The sequence below is a fragment of the Streptomyces sp. SID13726 genome (assembly GCF_010548375.1).
In the GTDB taxonomy this organism is placed as follows: Bacteria; Actinomycetota; Actinomycetes; order Streptomycetales; family Streptomycetaceae; genus Streptomyces.
The window spans coordinates 13,223-32,881 of sequence record NZ_JAAGLY010000025.1 but is presented as its reverse complement, the minus strand read 5'-3'; the positions used below and the strand labels follow the sequence as shown (position 1 = coordinate 32,881).

Here is a 19,659-nt window from a genome sequence, read left to right as displayed (position 1 = left end):
GAGGCCGCCGGTCAGAATACGGAAGACGAGCGACGGGAGCCCCGAGACCATGTCCCCCAACGCCGAGCGCAAGTACCGCGCCGCCACGGCCTTCCAGCGCCGCCTCAACCCGATCATGCGCCGCCTGCCGCTCCAGACCGTCCTGGAGACCACCGGCCGCACCTCGGGCCTGCCCCGCCGAACTCCCGTGGGCGGCAAGCGAGTCGGGGACTCCTTCTGGCTGGTCTCCGAGTTCGGGGAACGGTCGCAGTACGTCCGCAACATCAAGGCCGACCCGCGGGTGCGGGTGCGGATCCGCGGGCGGTGGCACCCGGGGACGGCGCATCTGCTGCCGGACGACGACACCGCCGTACGCCTGCGCTCGCTGCCCGTGATGAACAGCGCGGCCGTGCGGGCCATAGGGGCAGGGCAGTTGACCGTGCGGGTGGATCTCAGCGGCTGAGGAGACCCGAGACCAGTTCTACGACCGTCCCCGGCACCCGGAGCGTCGGGAAGTGGTCGCAGGCCGGGGCGCGGACCAGCAGGCAGCCGGGGATGCGGGCCGCCATCGCCTCGTTGCAGCGGACCACCTCGGGCTGGTCGTCCTCGCCGAGCAGGAGGGCGCAGGGGAGGTCCAGTTCGCCGAGGCGGTCGAAGGCCGGGGCGGACTCGGTCTGGTGGCCGTACGTGGTGAACCAGGCCGGGAGCGCCGCCCGCAGCAGCCGCTCGGCGTCGCGGTCGGGGGGTGTGCCGGCCCTGCCCCAGATGGTCAGGAACAGCTCCACCAGGCCGTCCTTGTCGCCTGCGGTGGCGAGTTCGCCGATCCGGGCGGTCACCTCGGGGACCTCCAGGTCCGGGTAGCCGCTGACGCCGGGGACCAGGAGCGCCAGGGCGGCCACCCGGTCGGGCTCGGCCAGCGCCGCGTCCAGCGCGGTCGTACCGCCCATGCTGCTGCCGACCAGGACCGCGCGCTCGACGGAGAAGTGGTCCAGGACGCTCCAGAGGTCCTCGACGAGGGTGTACGACACGGTCGGCGCCGGTGATCCGCCGTAGCCGCGGGCGTCGTACCGGATCACGCGGTGCCGTGCGGTCAGGGCGGGCAGCACGGGGTCCCAGGCCCGGGAGTCGCCGACACCCGGGTGCAGCAGCACCAGGGGCGGTGCCCCGCCGGTGTCCGTCCCGGTGTCCTCGGCCCAGACCTCGCCACCCCTGACCTGCACCATGTGTCCCATACCCGCCACTGTTCCCGTGCCGGGGCCCGAGTACTCGCCGGGGTCCGTCGTGCCGGAGGGGGACCGGTGACCGGTGCCGCCGATCCCCCTGTCACGTCACTTCGCCGGCTTGTAGAACGCGTACGTCGCCGTGTACGCCACGCTCACCTGGTCCGTGCCGGTGCACGCGGTGGCCGGGGCGACGCCGCCCGTGGTGTTCAGGCGCTGTATGTAGGAGACCCCGCCGAAGACGCCGGAGCCCCGAGTGGCCGTGGCCTGGAGCAGGAGTTCGGGGATGGTGCCGGTCTTGGGGGAGGTGGCGACGGCCGCGGCGTTCACCGCGCTGCCGTCCACCGTGGAGACCCAGACGGGGCCGCGGGAGTGCAGGGCGACCGTGCGTCCTCTGCGGTCGGACAGGGTGGCGGCGGGCTCCAGGAGCTTCCAGGCACCGTCGGTGCAGGTGTAGGTCTGCACGCCCCGGGCGGGGTACACGCCGGTGAGCTTGTTGCCGGCGGGCACCTTGAGCGCGGCGGGGGCCTTCACGGGCCGGGGCGCGGCGTCCGCGGGGGCGGCGTTGCCGGTGGTCGTCCCCAGGAAGGCGGTCGCGGCGGCGAGGGCCGCGGTGGTCATGGCGAGACGCTTGGTGAGCTTCAAGTCAGTTCTCCGGAACGGTTTTTGACTGCTTTTCAGGGCGCCGACATCGATGTCGCCACCCCACCGCTCCGGGACTCTAGGCCATCTATGTGTATTCCAGAGGGAGTTGAGGGCACGGGCGTGTCCGCGGCACGTCTCACCCCGGCCAGACGATCGACTGCACCTCGCTGTAGGCGTGCAGCGCGTACGAGCCGCAGTCCCGCCCGACCCCGCTCCTGCGGAAGCCGCCGAACGGCGCCTCCATGTTGCGGCCGACCGTGTTGACCCCGACTCCCCCGGCCCGCAGCCGCCGCGCCACCCGGAAGGCACGGGCCACGTCCGCCGACCAGACGTAGTCGATCAGGCCGTAGTCGCTGTCGTTGGCGAGGGCGATCCCCTCCTCCTCGTCGTCGAAGGGCGTCACGGTCACGACCGGCCCGAAGATCTCCTCCCGGACCACCCGTGTCCCGGGCCCGCAGTCCGCGAGCAGGGTCGGCGCGACATAGAAACCCCGGTCCAGATCGGGCCGTTCGCCGCCGGCGACCACCACGGCACCTTCCTTGCGGCCGAGTTCGATGTACGACTCCACCCGCTCCCGGTGCGCGGCCGAGATCACCGGTCCGACGACCGTCCCGGCCTCGCGAGGGTCGCCCACCGTCAACCGCCCCGCGTAGGCGGCCAGTTGCTCGACGAGACGGTCGTAGATCCCGCGCTGTGCCAGCACCCGGGTGGGCGCCGTGCAGATCTGTCCGCTGTAGAAGGAGAAGGTGGTGCCGATGCCGGCCACCGCCGCGCCGAGGTCCGCGTCGTCGAGGACGACCGCGGCGCCCTTGCCGCCCAGCTCCATCAACTGCCGTTTCATGGACCGCCCGCACACCTCGCCGATGCGCTGCCCGACCGCCGTGGAGCCGGTGAAGCTGACCATGTCGACGTCCGGTGAGTCGACGGCGGCCTCGCCGACCTCGACGGAACGGCCGTTCACCACGTTCACGACCCCGCGCGGCACCCCGGCGGCCTCCAGCGCCTCCGCCATGCGGTACACGGACAGGGGGTCCTGCGGGGCGGGCTTCACGACGACGGTGTTGCCCATGGCGAGGGCGGGGGCGATCTTCCCGGCCGGGTTCGCCCAGGGGTTGTTGTACGAGGTGATGCAGGTGACGACCCCGACGGGCTGCCGGACGGCCAGGGCGCCCATCACGGCGGCCTTCCCCATCGGCCCGGCCTCGTTGATCTGCGGCGGGATCGCCCACTCGGCGGGCTCGACCTGCGCGTACCGCCGGAAGCGGGCGACGGCCACGCCGACCTGCATGGCCCGGGCCGTCCCGGTGGTCGCCCCGGTCTCGGCCTGGGCGAGTCCGGCGTACGGCACGAGCCGGGAGCGCACGATGTCGGAGGCCCGGGCGAGGATCGCCGCCCGCTCTCCCGGCGCCGTGCGCGACCACGGCCCGAAGGCCTCACGAGCCGCGGCACAGGCCGCGTGCACCTGATCCCGCGAGGCCTCCGGAGCCCACCCGACGGTCTCCTCGGTGGCGGGGTCGGCCACCGCGTAGTGCCCGCCGTCGGGCGTCACCCACTCGCCACCGACGAACAGCCGCTGTTCGTCAGGGGAGTTGTGCGACGAACCGTCCGCAGAAGCGCCTGTGGAGCTCACTTGGTGCTCACCGTCCGGGTGTCCCGCCCCGAGCGCAGCACCCGGCCCGGTACGGCCCCGCTCACCACGTCGTCCCGGATCGCCTCGACTCCGTTGACCCACACGGCCCGTATCCCGATCGCCCGGGAGTCCAGCCGCGGACTGTCACCCGGCAGGTCGTGCACCAGGGTGGCCGTGCCCGCGTCGATCCGCTCCGGGTCGAAGAGCACGAGGTCCGCATGGAAGCCCTCCTCGATCCGCCCGCGCTCCCGCAGCCCGAACAGCCGGGCGGGATCGTCGGTGAGCATCTTCACGGCCTGCTCCAGCGTGGTCAGCTTCCGCCCGCGCAGACAGTCCCCGAGGAAACGGGTCGTGTACGGCGCCCCGCACATCCGGTCCAGATGCGCCCCGGCGTCGGACCCGCCCAGCATCACGTCCTCGTGCTGCCAGGCCTCGGCACGCATCGCCCAGGACGCCGGGTCGTTGTCGGTCGGCATGGGCCACAGGACCGTACGCAGGTCGTCGGCCGCGCAGATCTCGACGAGCGCGCCGAACGGCGTCTGCCCGCGCTCGGCCGCGATGTCCTCCACGACCCGCCCGCTGAGCCCACGGTTCGCCTCGCTGTACGTGTCCCCGATGACGTACCGCCCGAAGTTGGTCAGCCGCCGGAAGACGCCGGCCTCCTTGGCCTGGGAGTGCCGCACCAACTCGGCCTGTACGTCCGGGTCGCGCAGTCTCTCGATCCGCTCGGGGACGGGCAGCGAGAGGACCGGCCCCCACCCGGGGATGAGGTTGAGGGCGCAGAAGGTGCCCAGGGACATGTTCATCGGAGTGAGGATCGGCATGGTCAGCGCGACGACCCGGCCGCCCGCCTTCCTCGCCTGCTCGCTCGCGAACAGCTGCCTCGGCACCCGCTCCGGTACGGCCGAGTCGATGGTCAGCACGTTCCAGTTGAGCGGCCGCCCCGCCGCCGCGCTCATCTCCACGAACAGCTCGATCTCGGCATCACTGAACTGATCGAGACACCCGGCGACGATCGCCTCGATCTGCGTCCCCTCGTGCTCCCCGACTGCCTTGGACAGCGCGAGGAGTTCGGCGGGCAGGGCGTGCCGGGACGCGACGGGCTTGCCGTCCCCGTCGGAGTGCGTGGACGACTGGGTGGTGGAGAACCCCCAGGCCCCGGCGTCCATGGCCTCATGGAACAGCCGCAGCATCTCAGCCAGTTGCTCCTCGGACGGCTGCCCGCCGACGGCATCCGCCCCCATGACGTACCGCCGCAGCGCGCAATGCCCCACCATGAACCCCGCGTTAACGGCGATCCGCCCTTCGAGTGCGTCCAGATAATCCCCGAAGGACTGCCAACTCCAGGGCGCCCCCTCCTCCAGGGCCACCAACGACATCCCCTCGACCTTGGACATCATGCGGCGCGTGTAGTCGGCGTCCTCGGGGCGCGCGGGGTTGAGCGGCGCGAGCGTGAACCCGCAGTTCCCGGCGGCGACGGTGGTGACTCCGTGGTTGAGGGACGGGGTCGCGTACGGGTCCCAGAACAACTGGGCGTCGTAGTGGGTGTGGGGGTCGACGAACCCGGGGGCGAGGACGAGCCCGGTGGCGTCCTCGGTGGTGCGGGCGTCCTCACCGATGTCTCCGATGACAGCTATACGACCGTTCCTGATGCCGACGTCGGCGGTGCGGGCGGGGGCGCCGGTCCCGTCGACAACGGTCGCCCCTTTGATGACGTGATCGAGCATGAACGTTGCCTCCTCGGCCTACCTTGCGCATTCAGGGGCGCGGGGAACTGCGCGACCAGCCCCCACACACCCGCAGCCGCCCTCGAAGCTCAGACACCCCTCCGGAACCGCGTAGTCCGATGCACAGGATCCGTATCGATCTTCGGAATCACGTGCTCCCCGATCAACCGAATCGTCTGCAACGTCTCCTCCTTCGGAACCCCCACCGGCAACCCGAAGCTCAACTGATCCGCCCCCGCCTGCTCCCACCGCTTGCACTGCCGGACCACCTCATCGGGGTCCCCGCAGATCAACAGCTCCTCCTCGATGAGGACTTCGACGAACTCCGCGGTGTACTCGGGCAGCGTCTCCGGCCACACAGGGAACCCCTCGGGCCGCGGGAAGGTGTCGTGGTACCGGAACACCAGCGAGGGCAGATAGTGCAGCCCGCCGTTTACCGCGATCTGGATCGCCTCGTCATGCGTCGGCGCACAGATCGCCGTCGTCGTCACCATCACGTTGTCGTTGACGAAGTCCCCGATGGGCTCGGCGTCCACGACAGCGGTCTTGTACTGCTCCAGCACCCACTCCATGTCGGAGACCTTCTGCACGCTGAACCCGAGCACCCCGAGCCCCTTGCGGGCGGCCATCGCGTACGACGGCGGCGACCCGGCGGCGTACCACATCGCGGGGTGCGACTTCCCGTACGGCTTGGGCAGGATCTTGCGCGGCGGCAGCTGCCAGTGCTTGCCCTGGAAGCCGACGTACTCGTCCTGGAGCCACATCTTGGGGAACTCGGCGATGGTCTCTTCCCAGATCTCCTTGGTGTAGTTCATATCGGTGACGCCCGGTATGAACCCGAGGATCTCGTGGGACCCGGCCCCGCGTCCGCTGCCGAACTCGAAGCGGTTCTCGGTGAGATGGTCGAGCATGGCCACCTTCTCGGCGACCTTCACGGGGTGGTTGACCTGGGCGAGCGGATTGAAGATCCCGGAGCCGAGGTGGATGCGCTCGGTGGCGTGCGCGAGGTAGCCGAGGAACACGTCGTTGGCGGAGAGGTGCGAGTACTCCTCCAGGAAGTGGTGCTCGGACGCCCAGGCGTACTTGAACCCGGACTTGTCCGCCTGGATGACGTACTCGGTCTCCTCCATCAGCGCCTTGTGCTCGGCCAGCGGGTCGGTCTCGGCGCGCTTTCCCACGTATCCCTGTACAAAGAGCCCGAATTCCAAGGAGGTTCACCGTCCCCAGTCTGTTTCTGACACTCCGTCAGATTCCCGATCTGCCGCCGACTGTGGCACCGGGCGCCTGGATGGTCAAGACATGACGGCCCGTCAGCCGAGCGAGACTCCGGCGAGCCAGCCGCCGTCGATCACGAAGGGCTGGCCTGTGATGTAGGAGGAGTCCTCGCAGCTGAGGAAGAGCGCGAGCCGGGCCACCTCCTGCGGCTGCCCGATCCGCCCGAGCGGCACGATCTTGCGGTAGAACCGGTCGAGTCCACGGGCCGCCTCCTCGCCGTCCATCGAGGGGTCCAGGGCGGCCGGGTTGGACATGGCGGTGTCGATCGCGCCCGGGCACATCGCGTTGACGCGGATGCCGCGCGGGGCGAGTTCCAGCGCGGCGACCCGGGTGAGCCCGAGGATCGCGTGCTTGCTGGCCGCGTAGGCGCCGACCGCGGCCATGCCGGTCACGCCGGTGTAGGAGGCGGTGTTGACGATGGTGCCGCCGTCGGACATCCGCGGGGCGACCGTCTTGACGCCCAGGAAGCAGCCGACCTGGTTGACCTCGACGATCCGCATGAACTCGTCGAGCGGGGTGTCGAGGAGGGCGTTGAAGCGCAGGATGCCGGCGTTGTTGACCAGCCCGTCGATCCGGCCGTGCGCCTCGGCGACCGTCTCGACCGCGGAGCGCCACTCGTCCTCCCGGCTCACGTCGAGGTGGACGTAGCGGGCGCCGATCTCCTCGGCGAGCGCCTCTCCCTGTTCGTCGAGCACGTCCGCCACGACGACCTCGGCACCCTCCGCACGGAACAGCCGGGCCTCCTGCTCCCCCTGTCCGCGCGCCGCGCCGGTAACGAGGACGACGCGGCCGTCGAGCTTGCCCATGGCGAACCCCTTCGCATCGGTGAGGTCCGCATCGTAGCGCCGAATCTGACGGAACGTCAGATAGCAAGTGACCTACGGGTAGGGACATTTGCCTCTGTGCACGCCTCACAGGGTCCACCAATAATCCGTCACGGCAAGGCAAAGCCACCCCCAAGAACGGAGACTGGCGTGGCCAGAAGGAGACTCAGGAACAAGAAGGTCCGGTACGTGGCGATCGGCGCGGCCCTGGCCACCGGCGGTGCCGTGGTCACCGTTCTGCTGCCGTCGGCGAACGCGGCCGAGGAGAAGACCCCGGCGCAGATCATGGACCTGTGCAAGAGGGCGAAAGTGCTCGACGGAAAACAGCAGTCCATCGACGACTTCGGCGGGCACCCCATCGCGGGACCGAGCTTCGGATCCGACAACTGCGATTTCGTCGAGACCAACTTCGAGACCTTCGACGGCCCCACCGAGAAGGCGTCGATCGACTTCCCCAACTGCGAGCCGAACGCCACCGATCCGGCCAAGGTGTCCATCGCCTGGGAGTCCGAGGTGGCCCAGGGAAAGGGCAAGCAGATCGCCACGGTGCAGGGCGGTTCCGGCGGCCTTTTCGGTGTTCTGAGCGGCACCTGGTCGGTCCACAAGAGCTCGCTCGACATGACGACGAACACCGTGAAGGCGGGCAGCAAGGACACCGTCGAGGTGCCGGTCGGAAAGGTCGCGCACATTCTGTTCACGCCGAAGATGCAGCGTATGACCGGCGAATGGCGGGTGCGCATCGACGCCTTCCCCGGTGACTTCGCCAACAACCCGACGCCCGAGAAGAACTTCGTCCTGGAGGACGTCGTCGAGGGCCCCAGCATGCTGCCCGGCGCGGCCGGCGCCCCCGGAGTGGTGGACGGCACCGCCAAGACCGTACTCGAAGACTGCTGACCCCGATCCCCCTCTCACCAGGAGAAACCCTCATGTCCCGCTCCAGAGTCCACGGTCGGCGCAGTCGCAGGAAGCGCCTGGCGCTCATGGTCGCCGCGCCCGCGGTCGCCGTCGCCGCCGGTGTCACCCTGCTGAACCCGGCCGGTGCCGCCACCCCTTCGGAGGTCACGGCCGACTGCCGCGCCGACTCCGACAAGCTGACGGACTGCCGGTTCGTCGACGTCCAGTTCAAGCGGGACAGCCTCGGCCCGAACGAACGGGTCTCGCCCGTCTCGGACAACTGCGGGAACGCCTCGACCACGACGAAGAGTTTCAGCGTGAGCGCCTCGGTGACGCGGACGATTCAGCTGGAGGAGGGATTCGTCGCCGACAGCGGTATCAAGCTCGGGAATTCCTTCTTCGAGATCGGCGCGAAGTTCCAGACCAAGGAAGTCAACATCACCCGGGACGACAAGAAGACCACGCTGGCCTTCGAGCGGTCCGACACCGTGCAGGCGGACAGCATCGGCTTCTTCATGTGGTCGCACAAGCGTACCGACGTGAGCGGGTTCATCAAGGCCACGTACAAGGAACCGCAGGACGGGCAGACGGTGTTCTTCTCACCGAGCGAGGGCGCCACCAGTATCCACGTCTTCTATCCGCAGATCCTGAACAACGGAACTCCGGACGGGCGGCTGTGGCTCCGCAATGTGAAATGCGGAACCCCCGAGGCGTCCGGACTGAAGAACTCCACGCTGGCGCTGCGTTCGGAACCCGGATTCGGTGAGGGCGGCGAGAACGTCACGGATCTGGAAATACCCCTCTCGGAGGTCCCGGCGCTCTGACGGGTTCTCAGGTGCGAACCATGGGCTTGGCCCCCAGCCAGCGCAGGACCGCGTCCGTGCTGCCGCGGGCGTGGAGTTTGGCGTAGATGTTGCTGAGGTTGTTGCGGACGGTCTTCTCGCTCAGCCTCAGCCGCAGCCCGATCTCCTGGGCGCCGAGCCCGGTCGACAGCAGCTCCATCACCTCGCGTTCGCGCGGCGAGAGCAGTGCGCGCAGCCGCTCGATGGCCTCGCCCGCGACCGGTGTGTGCCGGGCGCCCTCGCGCAGGGCGGCGCAGGCGGACGGCGAGAGATAGGTGTGTCCCACGGTGGCGCCGACCACGGCCGAGGAGAGCATGCAGGTGCAGTGGTCGCCCTCGACGAGATAGCCCGCGCCGCGCCGGAAGACCTCGACGACGGTCTCCGTGTCCCGGTGCCCGCTGACCACGATCACGGGGGCACCGGAGCCGGTCAACTCGCCGAGCGCGTCGAGTGGTTCGTCGCAGCGCAGGATGACCACGTCGACGGCGGCCGGGACCCGGAAGGGCCGTGCCAGACGGACGACCCGACCCACGTACGGGTCGTCCGCGGCCGGCCAGTCCTCGTGCGGCCAGTCGCCGTCCACGCAGGCCAGGGCGACGGAGAGGCGGTGGGAGGAAGGGTGAGGGGAAGAGTGGGTCGAAGCGTGGGGGGAGTTGCCGGAGGTGCGCACTTACGGTCCTTCCGCCGGGGCCGTCACGTCCGTACGTTCGTACATACGCGGCCCGGCGGGAGCTTGTTCAAGCTTTCAATAACAGACCGACCTCGGCGCCGAACCGCTCGATCTGGTCGAGGAGTTCGGACACCGCCCGGCTGCGGAACCGCACCTGGATCTGGTCCACGCCCATCGCGCGGTAGGCCCGCAGCGACTCGGCGAGGGCCGCCGGCGTCCCGGTGAGCGTGCGGCGGCCCACGTCCCACGCGGGCGTGCCGACGTACAGCGGCTCGGCGATGGCCCCGATGGCGAACGGCCCGTCCAGGCCCGCCTCGTCCCGCAGTCGCCGTATCCGGTCGATCTGTTCGGGCAGCCGGTCCCGGGGATCGCCCTGGGGCAGCCAGCCGTCGCCCTTGAGGGCGGCCCGGCGGACGGCGGCCGGGGAGGAGCCGCCGACCCACAGCGGGACGTGGGCCTGCGCGGGGCGCGGACGCTGCCCGAGTCCCTCGAAGTCGTAGAGCTTGCCGTGGTGTTCGGGGAACTCGTCGGGGCCGAGAGCGCTCCTCAGGGCGTCGATCGACTCGTCCAGTACGGCCCCGCGCGCGGTGAAGTCGACGCCGAGCGCCTCGAACTCCTCCTGGACGTGCCCCGCGCCGACGCCGAGGATCAGCCGGCCGCCGCTCAGGTGGTCGAGGGTGGCGTACTGCTTGGCGGTGAGCAGGGGGTGCCGTAGCCCCACGACGGCCACATGGCTGAGCAGCCGCACCCGTTCGGTCACCCCCGCCAGATGGGCGAGGGTGGCGACCGGGTCGTACCAGACCGTGCTCATCGCGGGCGCGAGGCGGCGCGGGATCGCCACGTGGTCGCAGGCGGCGACGTACGCGAACCCGGCGCGGTCGGCGGCCCGGGCGATCGCCACGAGGTCCGCCGGACCGGCACCGGCCTCCCAGGGCTCGGCGTAGATCGTGCTCTGGGACTGGACGGGCAGCTGGATGCCGTACCTCATGGACGGCTCCACAGCCCCTCGGGGGTGAGCCCGAGCAGGTCGATCGCGTTGCCGCGGACGATCCGCTCGACCACCTCGGGGTCCAGGTGGCCCATCTGGGCCTCGCCGACCTCGCGGGACTTGGGCCAGGTGGAGTCGGAGTGGGGGTAGTCGGTCTCGTAGAGGACGTTGCCGACGCCGATCGAGTCGAGGTTCCTGAGCCCGAAGGCGTCGTCGAAGAAGCAGCCGTAGACGTGCTCGGCGAACAGCTCGGACGGCGGGCGGTGGACCCTGTCGGCGACGCCGCCCCAGCCGCGGTTCTCCTCCCAGACGACGTCGGCGCGCTCCAGGATGTAGGGGATCCAGCCGATCTGGCCCTCGGCGTACATCACCTTGAGGTTGGGGAAGCGCTCGAACTTGCCGCTCATCAGCCAGTCGACCATGGAGAAGCAGCAGTTGGCGAAGGTGATCGTCGAACCGACCGCGGGCGGCGCGTCCTTGGACGTGGACGGCATACGGCTGCTGGAGCCGATGTGCATCGCGACGACGGTGCCGGTCTCGTCGCAGGCGGCGAGGAAGGGGTCCCAGTCGTCGGAGTGGACGGAGGGCAGGCCCAGGTGCGGGGGTATCTCGGAGAAGGCGACGGCCCGGACCCCGCGGGCCGCGTTGCGCCGTACCTCGGCGGCGGCCAACTCGGCGTCCCACAGCGGGATGAGGGTGAGCGGGATGAGCCGTCCCTGCGCCTGCGGGCCGCACCACTCCTCCACCATCCAGTCGTTGTAGGCCTGGACGCACAGCAGCCCGAGGTCGTGGTCCTTGGCCTCGGTGAAGGTCTGGCCGCAGAAGCGCGGGAAGGTGGGGAAGCAGACCGCGGACTGGACGTGGTTGACGTCCATGTCGGCGAGGCGGGCGGGGACGTCGAAGGAGCCGGGGCGCATCTGCTGGTAGGTGATGACCTCCAGCTTGATCTCGTCCCTGCTGTAGCCGACGGCGGTGTCGAGGCGGGTGAGGGGGCGGCGGAGGTCCTCGTAGAGCCACCAGTCGCCGAGCGGGCCCTCGTCGCCGGGGGCGCCCATCACGGGCCGGAACCGGCCGCCGAGGAAGCTGATCTCCTTCAGCGGCGCGCGGACTATCCGGGGCCCGGTGTCGAGGTACTTCTTCGGGAGCCGGCTCTGCCAGACATCGGCGGGCTCCACCGTGTGGTCGTCGACGGAGATGATCTTCGGAAGTGCCGTCGTGGTCTCCATGCCGCTCACGGTAGCGCCGATCTGACGACCCGTCAGCTCCGTGTACGGTCCCCGATGGCTTCGCGTACGGCTCCCGCTGACTCCGCGCACGGCCGCCGATGACGCCGTGTACGGCTCTCGCTGACTCCGCGCGCGAACCCCGGCAGCTCCGCGTGCGGCTCCCGATGACTCCGCGCACGGCCCCGGACAGCTCCGCGTGCGGCTCCCGATGACTCCGCGCACGGCCCCCGACAGCTCCGCGCGCGGCTCCCGATGACTCCGCGCACAGCCCCCGGACAGCTCCACGCACGACCCCCGATGACTCCGCACACGCCCCCGGACAGCTCCACGCACGACCCCCGATGACTCCGCACACGCCCCCGGACAGCTCCACGCACGACCCCCGATGACTCCGCACACGCCCCCGGACAGCTCCACGCACGACCCCCGACGACTCCGCACACGCCCCCGGACAGCTCCACGCACGACCCCCGACGACTCCGCACACGCCCCCCGCCCCGGCCGCCCCCCGTGCGAAAGCGTGCGGAGACCGGGTGAGGGCCTTGTGATTTCCCGCGTGCCCACCTGTGATCACGCTCTCCACAGCTGACGCATCCGCCGCGGACAAGGCAAACTGACTGGGTTGTAAACAGGCCCTAGGGGGACGGCGATGGACGGTGTACCGCGGGTACCGGAGCAGAGGCGACCCGGCTCCCCGGCGGGGGCCGGGGACACGGCGCACTCGGGTACCCCCGTGAGCGCCGGAGACAGCCGACCCGAGGGCCAGGAGGCCGCCCTCCTCCGCTTCTGTGTGCTCGGGCCCGTGCGGGCCTGGCGGGGCGGGGAGTTGCTGAACACCGGGTCGCCTCAGCAGCGCGCCCTGCTCGCCGCTCTTCTGCTGCGCGCCGGGCGGACGGCGACCGCGAGTGAGCTGATCGACGCCCTGTGGGGCGAGGAGTCCCCGTCGCAGGCGCTGGCCGCGCTGCGGACGTACGCCTCGCGGCTGCGGAAGGTCCTCGACCCCGGGGTCCTGGTGAGCGAGTCCGGCGGGTACGCGATCCGGGGACTGCGCGAGGACGCGCTGGATCTCGCCGCCGCCCAGGAGCTGGCCACCGAGGCGGAGAGGGCCAAGAACGCCGGGGACCTGTGCCACGCCCGGGACGTGCTCGGCCGCGCGCTGGCCCTGTGGGACGGCGAGGTGCTGGCCGGCGTACCCGGGCCGTACGCCGAGGCACAACGCGTGCGCCTTGAGGAGTGGCGGCTGCAACTCCTCGAAACCCGCCTCGACATGGACCTGGAGCAGGGCTGTCACGCCGAGGCCGTCTCGGAGTTGACCGCGCTGACCGCCGAACACCCCCTGCGCGAGCGGCTCAGGGAACTCCTCATGCTGGCCCTGTACCGCTCAGGGCGCCAGGCCGAGGCCCTCGCGGTCTACGCCGACACCCGCCGCCTGCTCGCCGACGAACTCGGCGTCGACCCCCGCCCCGGCCTGCGCGAACTCCAGCAGCGCATCCTCCAGGCCGACCCCGGCCTCGCCGAGCCCTCCTCCCCGCAGCCCGAACCCGTCGCCGCCCCGGTCCGCCCCGCCCAACTCCCGGCGACCGTCCCGGACTTCACCGGCCGCGCCTCCTTCGTCACCGAACTCAGCGAGGTCCTCGCCTCCGGCTCCGAGGGCCGGGTGATGGCGGTCTCCGCGCTGGCCGGCATCGGCGGCGTCGGCAAGACCACGCTGGCCGTGCACGTGGCCCACCAGGCCCGATCCGCCTTCCCCGACGGGCAGTTGTACGTCGACCTCCAGGGCGCAGGCTCTCTCGCCGCCGAACCGGAGACCGTCCTCGGCGCCTTCCTCAGAGCCCTCGGCACCCCCGACTCCGCGATACCGGACTCCCTCCAGGAGCGGTCCGCCCTCTACCGCTCGGTCCTCGACGGCCGCCGGATCCTCGTGCTGCTCGACAACGCCCGCGACGCGGCCCAGGTACGCCCCCTGCTGCCCGGCACCGAGGGCTGCGCGGCCCTGGTCACCTCCCGCGTCCGCATGGTCGGCCTCGCCGACGGCGTCCTCGTCGACCTCGACGTCATGTCCCCCGACGAGGCGCTCCAGCTGTTCACGAAGATCGTCGGCGCGGAGCGGGTCGCCGCCGAGCGCGAGGCCGCCCTCGACGTGGTCGCCGCCTGCGGCTTCCTCCCGCTGGCCATCCGCATCGCCGCCTCCCGCCTCGCCGCCCGCCGCACCTGGACCGTCTCCGTCCTCGCCGCGAAACTCGCCGACGAACGCCGCCGCCTCGACGAGCTCCAGGCCGGCGACCTCGCCGTCAAGGCCACCTTCGAACTCGGCTACGGCGCCCTGGAACCGGCCCAGGCCCGCGCCTTCCGCCTCCTCGGCCTCGCCGACGGCCCCGACATCTCGCTGGCCGCCGCGGCCGCCGTACTCGACCTGCCCACCGAGGACACCGAGGACCTCCTGGAGGCCCTGGTCGACACCTCACTCCTGGAGTCGGCGGCGCCCGGCCGCTACCGGTTCCACGATCTCGTACGCCTCTACGCGCGTGCGTGCGCCGAACGCGACGAGTGGCCGCCCAGCGAGCGTGAGGCCGCGCTGTCGCGGCTGCTGGACTTCTACCTCGCGAGCGCGGCGGCCGTGTACGCCATCGAGCGGCCCGGCGACCGGCTGGTGGAGCACCTGGAGGAGATCCGCCACCCCGGGCTGTCGTTCGCGGACCGCCACACCGCACAGGACTGGCTGTACGCGGAGGCCAACGCCCTGCTCGCCTTCGTCCAGCAGTGCGCGAAGGGGGCCCTGCTGCGGCGCGCGGTGGACCTGCTGTGGGTGGCGAAGGACCTGGCCGAGTCCGGCGCCAACTCCAAGCAGTACGAGGTGGCCGCCCTCGCCCTGCGGGACGCGGCCGACGCGGCGGACGAACCGCGCACACGCGCGCGTGCGCTCACCACCCTCACCAACGTCCATCTCGTCGCCGGCCGCTTCGAGCACGCCGACGCGGAAGCCCAGCTGGCCATGGACCTCGCCCGCGCGGCCGACGACCTGGTGGCCGGCTGCTGGGCCGCCAACGACCGGGGCATCATCGCCCTCTACCAGGGGCGGCACGCCGAGGGCGAGGCGTGCCTCAAGGAGGCCATCGAGAGCTTCCGGCTCGACCGAAACCTCGCGGGCGAGGCCAGCGCGCTGTGCAACCTCTCCCGGATCCACCTGGCCATGGGGCAGAGCACCAGCGCCGTGGAACTGGCCCAGCAGGGCATCGTCATCTACGACCGTCTCGGCCACACCCTGCGCGGCGCGAACGGCCGGTACGCGCTCGGCCTCGCGCTCACCGGGCAGGGGCGGCTGGACACGGCCGTGGACCGGCTGACGGAGGCCCTGGAGGTGTTCCGGGACAGCCGCCAGCGGCTCTGGGAGGGCATGACCCTCTTCCGGCTCGCCGAGGCCCACCTCGTCGGCCACCGACCCGCGCAGACCGCCGCACTGACCGAGCAGGCCCTCGCGGTGCTGCGGGGCATCGGCGGCGAGTGGCGGCGCGGCAACGTCCTGACGGTCCTCGGCCGCGCCCTCAGCGGACTCGGACAGCCCGGCCGGGCGGAGGCCTGCTGGCAGGAGGCCCTCGGCATCTTCGAGCAACTGGGCTCACCGGAGGCGGCCGACGTACGGCTTCTGCTGGGCCCGTCGGGCGCCGCGCAGGAGCGGGGACGGCCGGTGGGGCGGCCCTGATCAGGGCAAACCCTCCCACCGACCGCCTGCCGGTGTCGGTGCAGGTACCGGTGCAGGTACCGGTGCCGGACCCGCGGCCGTACACGCGTGCGGACGTTCATCGTTCGTTTATCGCCGCACGACATGCTCTGCGTGTCGATCCGTCGCGTCGGGGGGCAGACGGGTCAGCGGTGGTCTCCATCGCTAGGGTTACCGACCCTGACATGCCCGCCCGGCGGCCCTCGGGGGAGTCGCCGGGCGGGCATCGCCCATCACAGAATCGGGAGAGTCACCACCCATGAGTGAATCCGAGAAGCAGGACGGCACCGTCAAGCCGCTGGACAACCACGCCACGGGGACCGAGGACGAGGTCACCACGCTCGACAACCACGCCACGGGCGCCGAGAAGGTCGTCACCCTGGCCGCCGCCGCGACGGACGGCACGGTCAAGCCGCTGGACAACCACGCCACGGACGAGAAGGCCTGACTACGACTTTCCACGCACGGGGAGCGGCCGCGGCGGCGCGGAGGGGGAGCCGTCGCGGCCGAGTCATGTCGTGGCTCGCCGGTATGCGGGAGACACGGGGCGCGTGAGTCCCTCCGCCCCCGACCTCGACTCCGACTCCGACTCCGACTCCGGCCAGGGCAGCTCACACCACACCGTCTTGTCCTGAGCCCGCTGCTCCACACCCCACCGCAGCGCCACGGCGTCCAGCAGCGCGAGCCCGCGCCCGGCCTCCTCGTCAACGGCGGCACGCAGCAGCACCGGCAGGGCCCGCGCGTCGGGATCGGTGACCTCGACACGGACCCGGTCACAGGCCACGCACGCCACCCGCACCTGGATTGGGGTCCCCTCCCCCACATGCCGTACGACATTGGCGACCAACTCCGTGACACACAGCTGGACTTCGCCGCAAGCGGACCCCAGGTACCGCCGTACGGATCGACGCAGGTCGGCGACGACCTCGGGGACGGCGAGGACGCGAACGTCGAGAGCGGCCGGAGTGGATGCGCGGCGGTCTCCCCGCAGCGCAGCGGCCAGTATCCGCGCCGTCGGGACGGTACAACTGCCGAGGACGACGAGGCCGGACGGCCGCAGTGAGGGCAGCGTGATGCCGTGGACGGCGAGGGCGTCCCGCAGTTCCTCCACGCAAAGGGTCGTGTCGAAGATGCCGTGAGGCGGTTGTGGGGGCACGGTCGCTTACACCTTCCAGTGCGTTCTGTGACGATCCGATCACACACTGACGGGAAGTCCCGTACCGTAGAAGGGATTTCGGCTGCGCAAGCGCAACTGGCAAACGGCGGTGATGAGCTGTGCCCTCACGCAAGGACCCCGACGCGTCGGCGAACGTCCCCTCCTTCTACGGCGCCGAGTTGCGCTTTCGAAGGGAGCAGGCGGGGCTGACCCTGGAGCAGTTGGCGGAGGGAAGCTTCCGGGGCATCCCTTTCCTGAGCCAGATCGAGCGGGGTGAGCGACGGATGCCGGTGGATCTGGCCCGGCATGTGGACAAGGTCCTGAAGACGGACGGCTTTTTCGAGCGCCGCTGTGAAGACGCCCGCAAGGCAAGGCAGTCGGGGCACGCGGAGTACTTCGCTGACGTGGCGGAGATGGAGCAGCACGCGGAGACGATCGAAGAGTGGGCGCCGATGCTGGTGCCTGGCCTGCTGCAAACCGCCCCTTACACGCGGGCGGTCGTGCGAGCAGCGATGCCGCGGGCCACGGCCCAGGAGGTCGAGGCGAAGGTCGAGGCCCGTATGCGGCGGGCCGAACTCTTCGACGCCGAGCGGCCTCCCGCCTTCTGGGCGATCCTCGACGAGTCCCTGATCCGCCGCAGCCTCGTGCCGGACCAGGAGATGGCCGAACTGCTGGAGCACATCCTGGGGGTGGTGGACGCCACCCGCTCCATTTTGCAGGTCATGCCGGAAACGTCCCTCGCCCACCCGTTCATGATGGGCATGACGAAGGTCATGACCTTCCGGGAGGCACCACCGCTGGTCTACCTGGAGGGCCTGCACAGCAGCCAACTCATCGACTATCCGGCGCTCGTGAAGCAGTACCGCGAGCAGTACGATCTGCTCAGGGCCGCCGCACTCTCGACCGAGGCGTCCCTCGCACTGATCCAGGCAACGGCGGAGGACTACCGTAATGGCAAGCACCGAGATCGACCTGAGCACCGCCCGCTGGAGTAAGAGCAGCTACAGCAACGGCACCGGAGGCGACTGCGTCGAGGTAGCCCAGGGCTTCCCCGGCGTCATCCCCGTCCGGGACTCGAAGCAGGCCCACGACGGCCCCGTACTGTTCCTCCCATCCGCAACCTGGACCGCTTTCGTCACCTCGCTGAGGAACTGACCGCCGCTTGCGTTGGAGCGCACTTCAGCTCCTAGGTTCGGCCGCATGCGATACATCAAGCTCGGAAAGACCGGACTGGAAGTCTCCGCCATCGCCCTGGGCTGCATGAGCTTCGGCGAGCCGGACCGGGGCGGCGAGCCCTGGTCCCTTGGCGCGGACGCCAGTCGGGACATCATCAGGCAGGCCTTTGAGGCCGGCGTCAACTTCCTGGACACGGCCAACGGGTACAGCGCCGGAAGCAGTGAGGAGATCGTCGGCCAGGCGGTCAGGGACTTCGCCCGGCGCGAGGAGGTCGTTCTCTCCACGAAGGTGTGGATGCGGATGCGCCCGGGCCCGAACGGCGCCGGGCTGTCCCGCAAGGCGATCTTCGCCGAACTCGACGCCTCCCTGAAGCGCCTGGGAACCGACTACATCGACCTCTACCAGATCCACCGCTGGGACTACGACACCCCGATCGAGGAAACCCTGGAGGCACTGCACGACACGGTCAGGTCCGGGAAGGTCCGCTACCTCGGCGCCTCTTCCATGTACGCCTGGCAGTTCACCAAGGCCCTGTACCTCGCCGACCTGAACGGCTGGACCCGGTTCGTGTCGATGCAGGACCACTACAACCTCATCCACCGGGAGGCGGAGCGGGAGATGCTCCCCCTCTGCGCCGACCAGGGCATCGGCGTGATCCCGTGGAGCCCACTGGCCCGGGGCAGGCTGACACGGGCCCGGGACACCGCCACGACGCGCGCCGCGACCGACGAGGGCGACAAGATCCTCTACCGAGACGAGGACCAGGCGGTGGCCGACCGCGTCCACGAGATCGCGCGCAAGCGGGGCCTGTCCCCGGCCCAGATCGCCCTGGCCTGGGTCATGCGCAACCCAACGGTGACCTCCCCCATCGTCGGCGTCACCAAGCCGCCCCAACTCACCGAAGCGATCACGGCGGTGGACGTCGAACTCGACGAGGACGAGGCCGCCTACCTGGAAGCCCCCTACCAACCGCACCCGTCCGTCTACCTGGAGGAGTCCTTCTACAAGTCCCGCCCTGCGGCGGGCTCCCGGTAAGCGGAACGTGCCCCTGGGCACCCGAACAACCGCCGGACGTGCCACTCGATCATCCGCCCCTCATACACAACGGGAACTCGCGGCACTGAGGTCACCGGAGTGCCGTTCTCCACCGAGTCGCACAGATCCACGAGCATGAGATCCATGCGCGGCCACAGCACGCGGTACTCGGGATCACCGAACGACATCTCCCCGATTTCTCCGGAGTGACGACGCCGGTGGTCCACGAACAGCAGATCGCCGGAGATGTTCCGGGCGAGGGGAACCCATTGTCTGTCGGCGATGCGGCCGACGACCAAATCCTCCTCGCCCTCCTCGCGGGCATCCTCCACCATCGAGACGAGATCTCGATGAGCTTCCAGTATTCCGTCGACGTCCAAGAGGCTGTAGCCGAGGAGGAAGGCTCCCGCCTCCGTACTGGCCCTCCGCGTGGTGACGCCGTTGTGCAGTCCGAGGGTTGTCGTCACATCCCCATGGAGGGAGAAGCCGAGGCCGTCTTCCAGACGCTTGAACTCGCCGTCCGGACAACCCGGCCGCAAGGACCCATGGTCTCCAGGGGCATGCTCGGCCAGCCAATTGTCGAAGCGTCGCCACAACTCGGTAAGACCAGGTACTCCTGTAGCCATGAGCACCTCTGTACCACGTGGTGAATCG

The 19,659-nt window shown here is 70.4% G+C and carries 19 protein-coding genes; 8 read left to right on the top strand and 11 right to left on the bottom strand.

Annotated elements, in window-relative coordinates; all coding sequences use genetic code 11:
- Window positions 1–49 precede the first annotated feature (49 nt).
- Entirely contained in the window at window positions 50–442 is a 393-nt protein-coding gene (locus G3I78_RS39240; protein ID WP_164433825.1) for a nitroreductase family deazaflavin-dependent oxidoreductase, read from the top strand.
- On the opposite strand, the gene G3I78_RS39235 is transcribed toward G3I78_RS39240, so the two are convergent.
- The 6 genes from G3I78_RS39235 to G3I78_RS39210 form a co-directional block, all read right to left on the bottom strand.
- Window positions 432–1,211, bottom strand: a complete 780-nt coding sequence (locus tag G3I78_RS39235; RefSeq protein ID WP_164433823.1) for an alpha/beta fold hydrolase — start codon at window positions 1,209–1,211, stop codon at window positions 432–434. The genes G3I78_RS39240 and G3I78_RS39235 overlap by 11 nt on opposite strands.
- Before the next feature lie 96 nt (window positions 1,212–1,307).
- Entirely contained in the window at window positions 1,308–1,844 is a 537-nt protein-coding gene (locus G3I78_RS39230) for a DUF3455 domain-containing protein (protein ID WP_164433821.1), read from the bottom strand.
- Window positions 1,845–1,980: 136 nt separating this feature from the next.
- A complete protein-coding gene (locus G3I78_RS39225; RefSeq protein WP_203616132.1) occupies window positions 1,981–3,414 on the bottom strand; it encodes an aldehyde dehydrogenase family protein in 1,434 nt (477 codons plus the stop codon).
- A 56-nt stretch (window positions 3,415–3,470) separates the two neighbouring features.
- Window positions 3,471–5,201, bottom strand: a complete 1,731-nt coding sequence (locus G3I78_RS39220) for a D-aminoacylase (protein WP_164433817.1) — start codon at window positions 5,199–5,201, stop codon at window positions 3,471–3,473.
- Window positions 5,202–5,290: 89 nt separating this feature from the next.
- Window positions 5,291–6,409, bottom strand: coding sequence for an LLM class flavin-dependent oxidoreductase (locus G3I78_RS39215; protein ID WP_164433815.1), 1,119 nt, complete (start codon window positions 6,407–6,409; stop codon window positions 5,291–5,293).
- A 102-nt stretch (window positions 6,410–6,511) separates the two neighbouring features.
- Entirely contained in the window at window positions 6,512–7,282 is a 771-nt protein-coding gene (locus G3I78_RS39210; protein ID WP_164433813.1) for an SDR family NAD(P)-dependent oxidoreductase, read from the bottom strand.
- Between the two features lie 168 nt (window positions 7,283–7,450).
- Between G3I78_RS39210 and G3I78_RS39205 the strand changes: the two genes are divergently transcribed.
- Both G3I78_RS39205 and G3I78_RS39200 read left to right on the top strand, forming a co-directional pair.
- On the top strand, window positions 7,451–8,194 hold the full coding sequence (locus tag G3I78_RS39205) for a hypothetical protein (protein WP_343243963.1): 744 nt from the start codon (window positions 7,451–7,453) through the stop codon (window positions 8,192–8,194).
- A 32-nt stretch (window positions 8,195–8,226) separates the two neighbouring features.
- Entirely contained in the window at window positions 8,227–9,018 is a 792-nt protein-coding gene (locus tag G3I78_RS39200) for a hypothetical protein (RefSeq protein ID WP_164433811.1), read from the top strand.
- Window positions 9,019–9,025: 7 nt separating this feature from the next.
- Here the strand turns inward: G3I78_RS39200 and G3I78_RS39195 are convergent, their stop codons facing one another.
- From G3I78_RS39195 to G3I78_RS39185, 3 genes are all read right to left on the bottom strand, one after another.
- Complete coding sequence (locus tag G3I78_RS39195) at window positions 9,026–9,706, bottom strand: response regulator transcription factor (RefSeq protein ID WP_164433809.1); 681 nt, start codon at window positions 9,704–9,706, stop codon at window positions 9,026–9,028.
- A gap of 67 nt (window positions 9,707–9,773) precedes the next feature.
- The gene (locus G3I78_RS39190; protein WP_164433807.1) at window positions 9,774–10,694 is read right to left on the bottom strand and encodes an LLM class F420-dependent oxidoreductase; all 921 of its coding nucleotides are present in this window, start codon (window positions 10,692–10,694) and stop codon (window positions 9,774–9,776) included.
- Complete coding sequence (locus tag G3I78_RS39185) at window positions 10,691–11,929, bottom strand: amidohydrolase family protein (protein ID WP_164433805.1); 1,239 nt, start codon at window positions 11,927–11,929, stop codon at window positions 10,691–10,693. Before G3I78_RS39185 ends, G3I78_RS39190 begins: the two co-directional genes overlap by 4 nt.
- Window positions 11,930–12,569: 640 nt before the next feature.
- On the opposite strand from G3I78_RS39185, the gene G3I78_RS39180 reads away from it, so the two are divergent.
- Both G3I78_RS39180 and G3I78_RS39175 read left to right on the top strand, forming a co-directional pair.
- Window positions 12,570–15,620 carry an AfsR/SARP family transcriptional regulator gene (locus G3I78_RS39180; RefSeq protein WP_164433803.1) on the top strand — a complete coding sequence of 1,017 codons (3,051 nt, stop codon included), beginning with the start codon at window positions 12,570–12,572 and terminating at the stop codon, window positions 15,618–15,620.
- 277 nt (window positions 15,621–15,897) lie between these two features.
- Window positions 15,898–16,086, top strand: a complete 189-nt coding sequence (locus G3I78_RS39175; protein WP_164433801.1) for a hypothetical protein — start codon at window positions 15,898–15,900, stop codon at window positions 16,084–16,086.
- A 63-nt stretch (window positions 16,087–16,149) separates the two neighbouring features.
- Here the strand turns inward: G3I78_RS39175 and G3I78_RS39170 are convergent, their stop codons facing one another.
- Entirely contained in the window at window positions 16,150–16,794 is a 645-nt protein-coding gene (locus G3I78_RS39170) for an ATP-binding protein (RefSeq protein ID WP_164433799.1), read from the bottom strand.
- A 119-nt stretch (window positions 16,795–16,913) separates the two neighbouring features.
- Between G3I78_RS39170 and G3I78_RS39165 the strand changes: the two genes are divergently transcribed.
- From G3I78_RS39165 to G3I78_RS39155, 3 genes are read left to right on the top strand one after another with little or no spacing between them, the layout of a single operon-like run.
- A complete protein-coding gene (locus G3I78_RS39165; protein WP_164433797.1) occupies window positions 16,914–17,789 on the top strand; it encodes a helix-turn-helix transcriptional regulator in 876 nt (291 codons plus the stop codon).
- On the top strand, window positions 17,746–17,949 hold the full coding sequence (locus G3I78_RS39160) for a DUF397 domain-containing protein (protein ID WP_164433795.1): 204 nt from the start codon (window positions 17,746–17,748) through the stop codon (window positions 17,947–17,949). The genes G3I78_RS39165 and G3I78_RS39160 overlap by 44 nt, the downstream gene beginning before the upstream one ends.
- 45 nt (window positions 17,950–17,994) lie before the next feature.
- Window positions 17,995–19,005, top strand: coding sequence for an aldo/keto reductase (locus G3I78_RS39155; protein WP_164433793.1), 1,011 nt, complete (start codon window positions 17,995–17,997; stop codon window positions 19,003–19,005).
- Here the strand turns inward: G3I78_RS39155 and G3I78_RS39150 are convergent.
- On the bottom strand, window positions 18,972–19,544 hold the full coding sequence (locus G3I78_RS39150; RefSeq protein ID WP_239158326.1) for an SMI1/KNR4 family protein: 573 nt from the start codon (window positions 19,542–19,544) through the stop codon (window positions 18,972–18,974). The two genes, G3I78_RS39155 and G3I78_RS39150, sit on opposite strands and share 34 nt — an antisense overlap.
- Window positions 19,545–19,659 lie beyond the last annotated feature (115 nt).

Excerpts from the sequence above, each read along its gene's own strand:
- G3I78_RS39190 (WP_164433807.1), bottom strand. The coding sequence starts at position 10,694 with ATGAGGTACGGCATCCAGCTGCCCGTCCAGTCCCAGAGCACGATCTAC.
- G3I78_RS39200 (WP_164433811.1), top strand. The coding sequence starts at position 8,227 with ATGTCCCGCTCCAGAGTCCACGGTCGGCGCAGTCGCAGGAAGCGCCTG.
- G3I78_RS39180 (WP_164433803.1), top strand. The coding sequence starts at position 12,570 with ATGGACGGTGTACCGCGGGTACCGGAGCAGAGGCGACCCGGCTCCCCG.
- G3I78_RS39220 (WP_164433817.1), bottom strand. The coding sequence starts at position 5,201 with ATGCTCGATCACGTCATCAAAGGGGCGACCGTTGTCGACGGGACCGGC.
- G3I78_RS39235 (WP_164433823.1), bottom strand. The coding sequence starts at position 1,211 with ATGGGACACATGGTGCAGGTCAGGGGTGGCGAGGTCTGGGCCGAGGAC.
- G3I78_RS39155 (WP_164433793.1), top strand. The coding sequence starts at position 17,995 with ATGCGATACATCAAGCTCGGAAAGACCGGACTGGAAGTCTCCGCCATC.
- G3I78_RS39175 (WP_164433801.1), top strand. The coding sequence starts at position 15,898 with ATGAGTGAATCCGAGAAGCAGGACGGCACCGTCAAGCCGCTGGACAAC.
- G3I78_RS39210 (WP_164433813.1), bottom strand. The coding sequence starts at position 7,282 with ATGGGCAAGCTCGACGGCCGCGTCGTCCTCGTTACCGGCGCGGCGCGC.
- G3I78_RS39240 (WP_164433825.1), top strand. The coding sequence starts at position 50 with ATGTCCCCCAACGCCGAGCGCAAGTACCGCGCCGCCACGGCCTTCCAG.
- G3I78_RS39160 (WP_164433795.1), top strand. The coding sequence starts at position 17,746 with ATGGCAAGCACCGAGATCGACCTGAGCACCGCCCGCTGGAGTAAGAGC.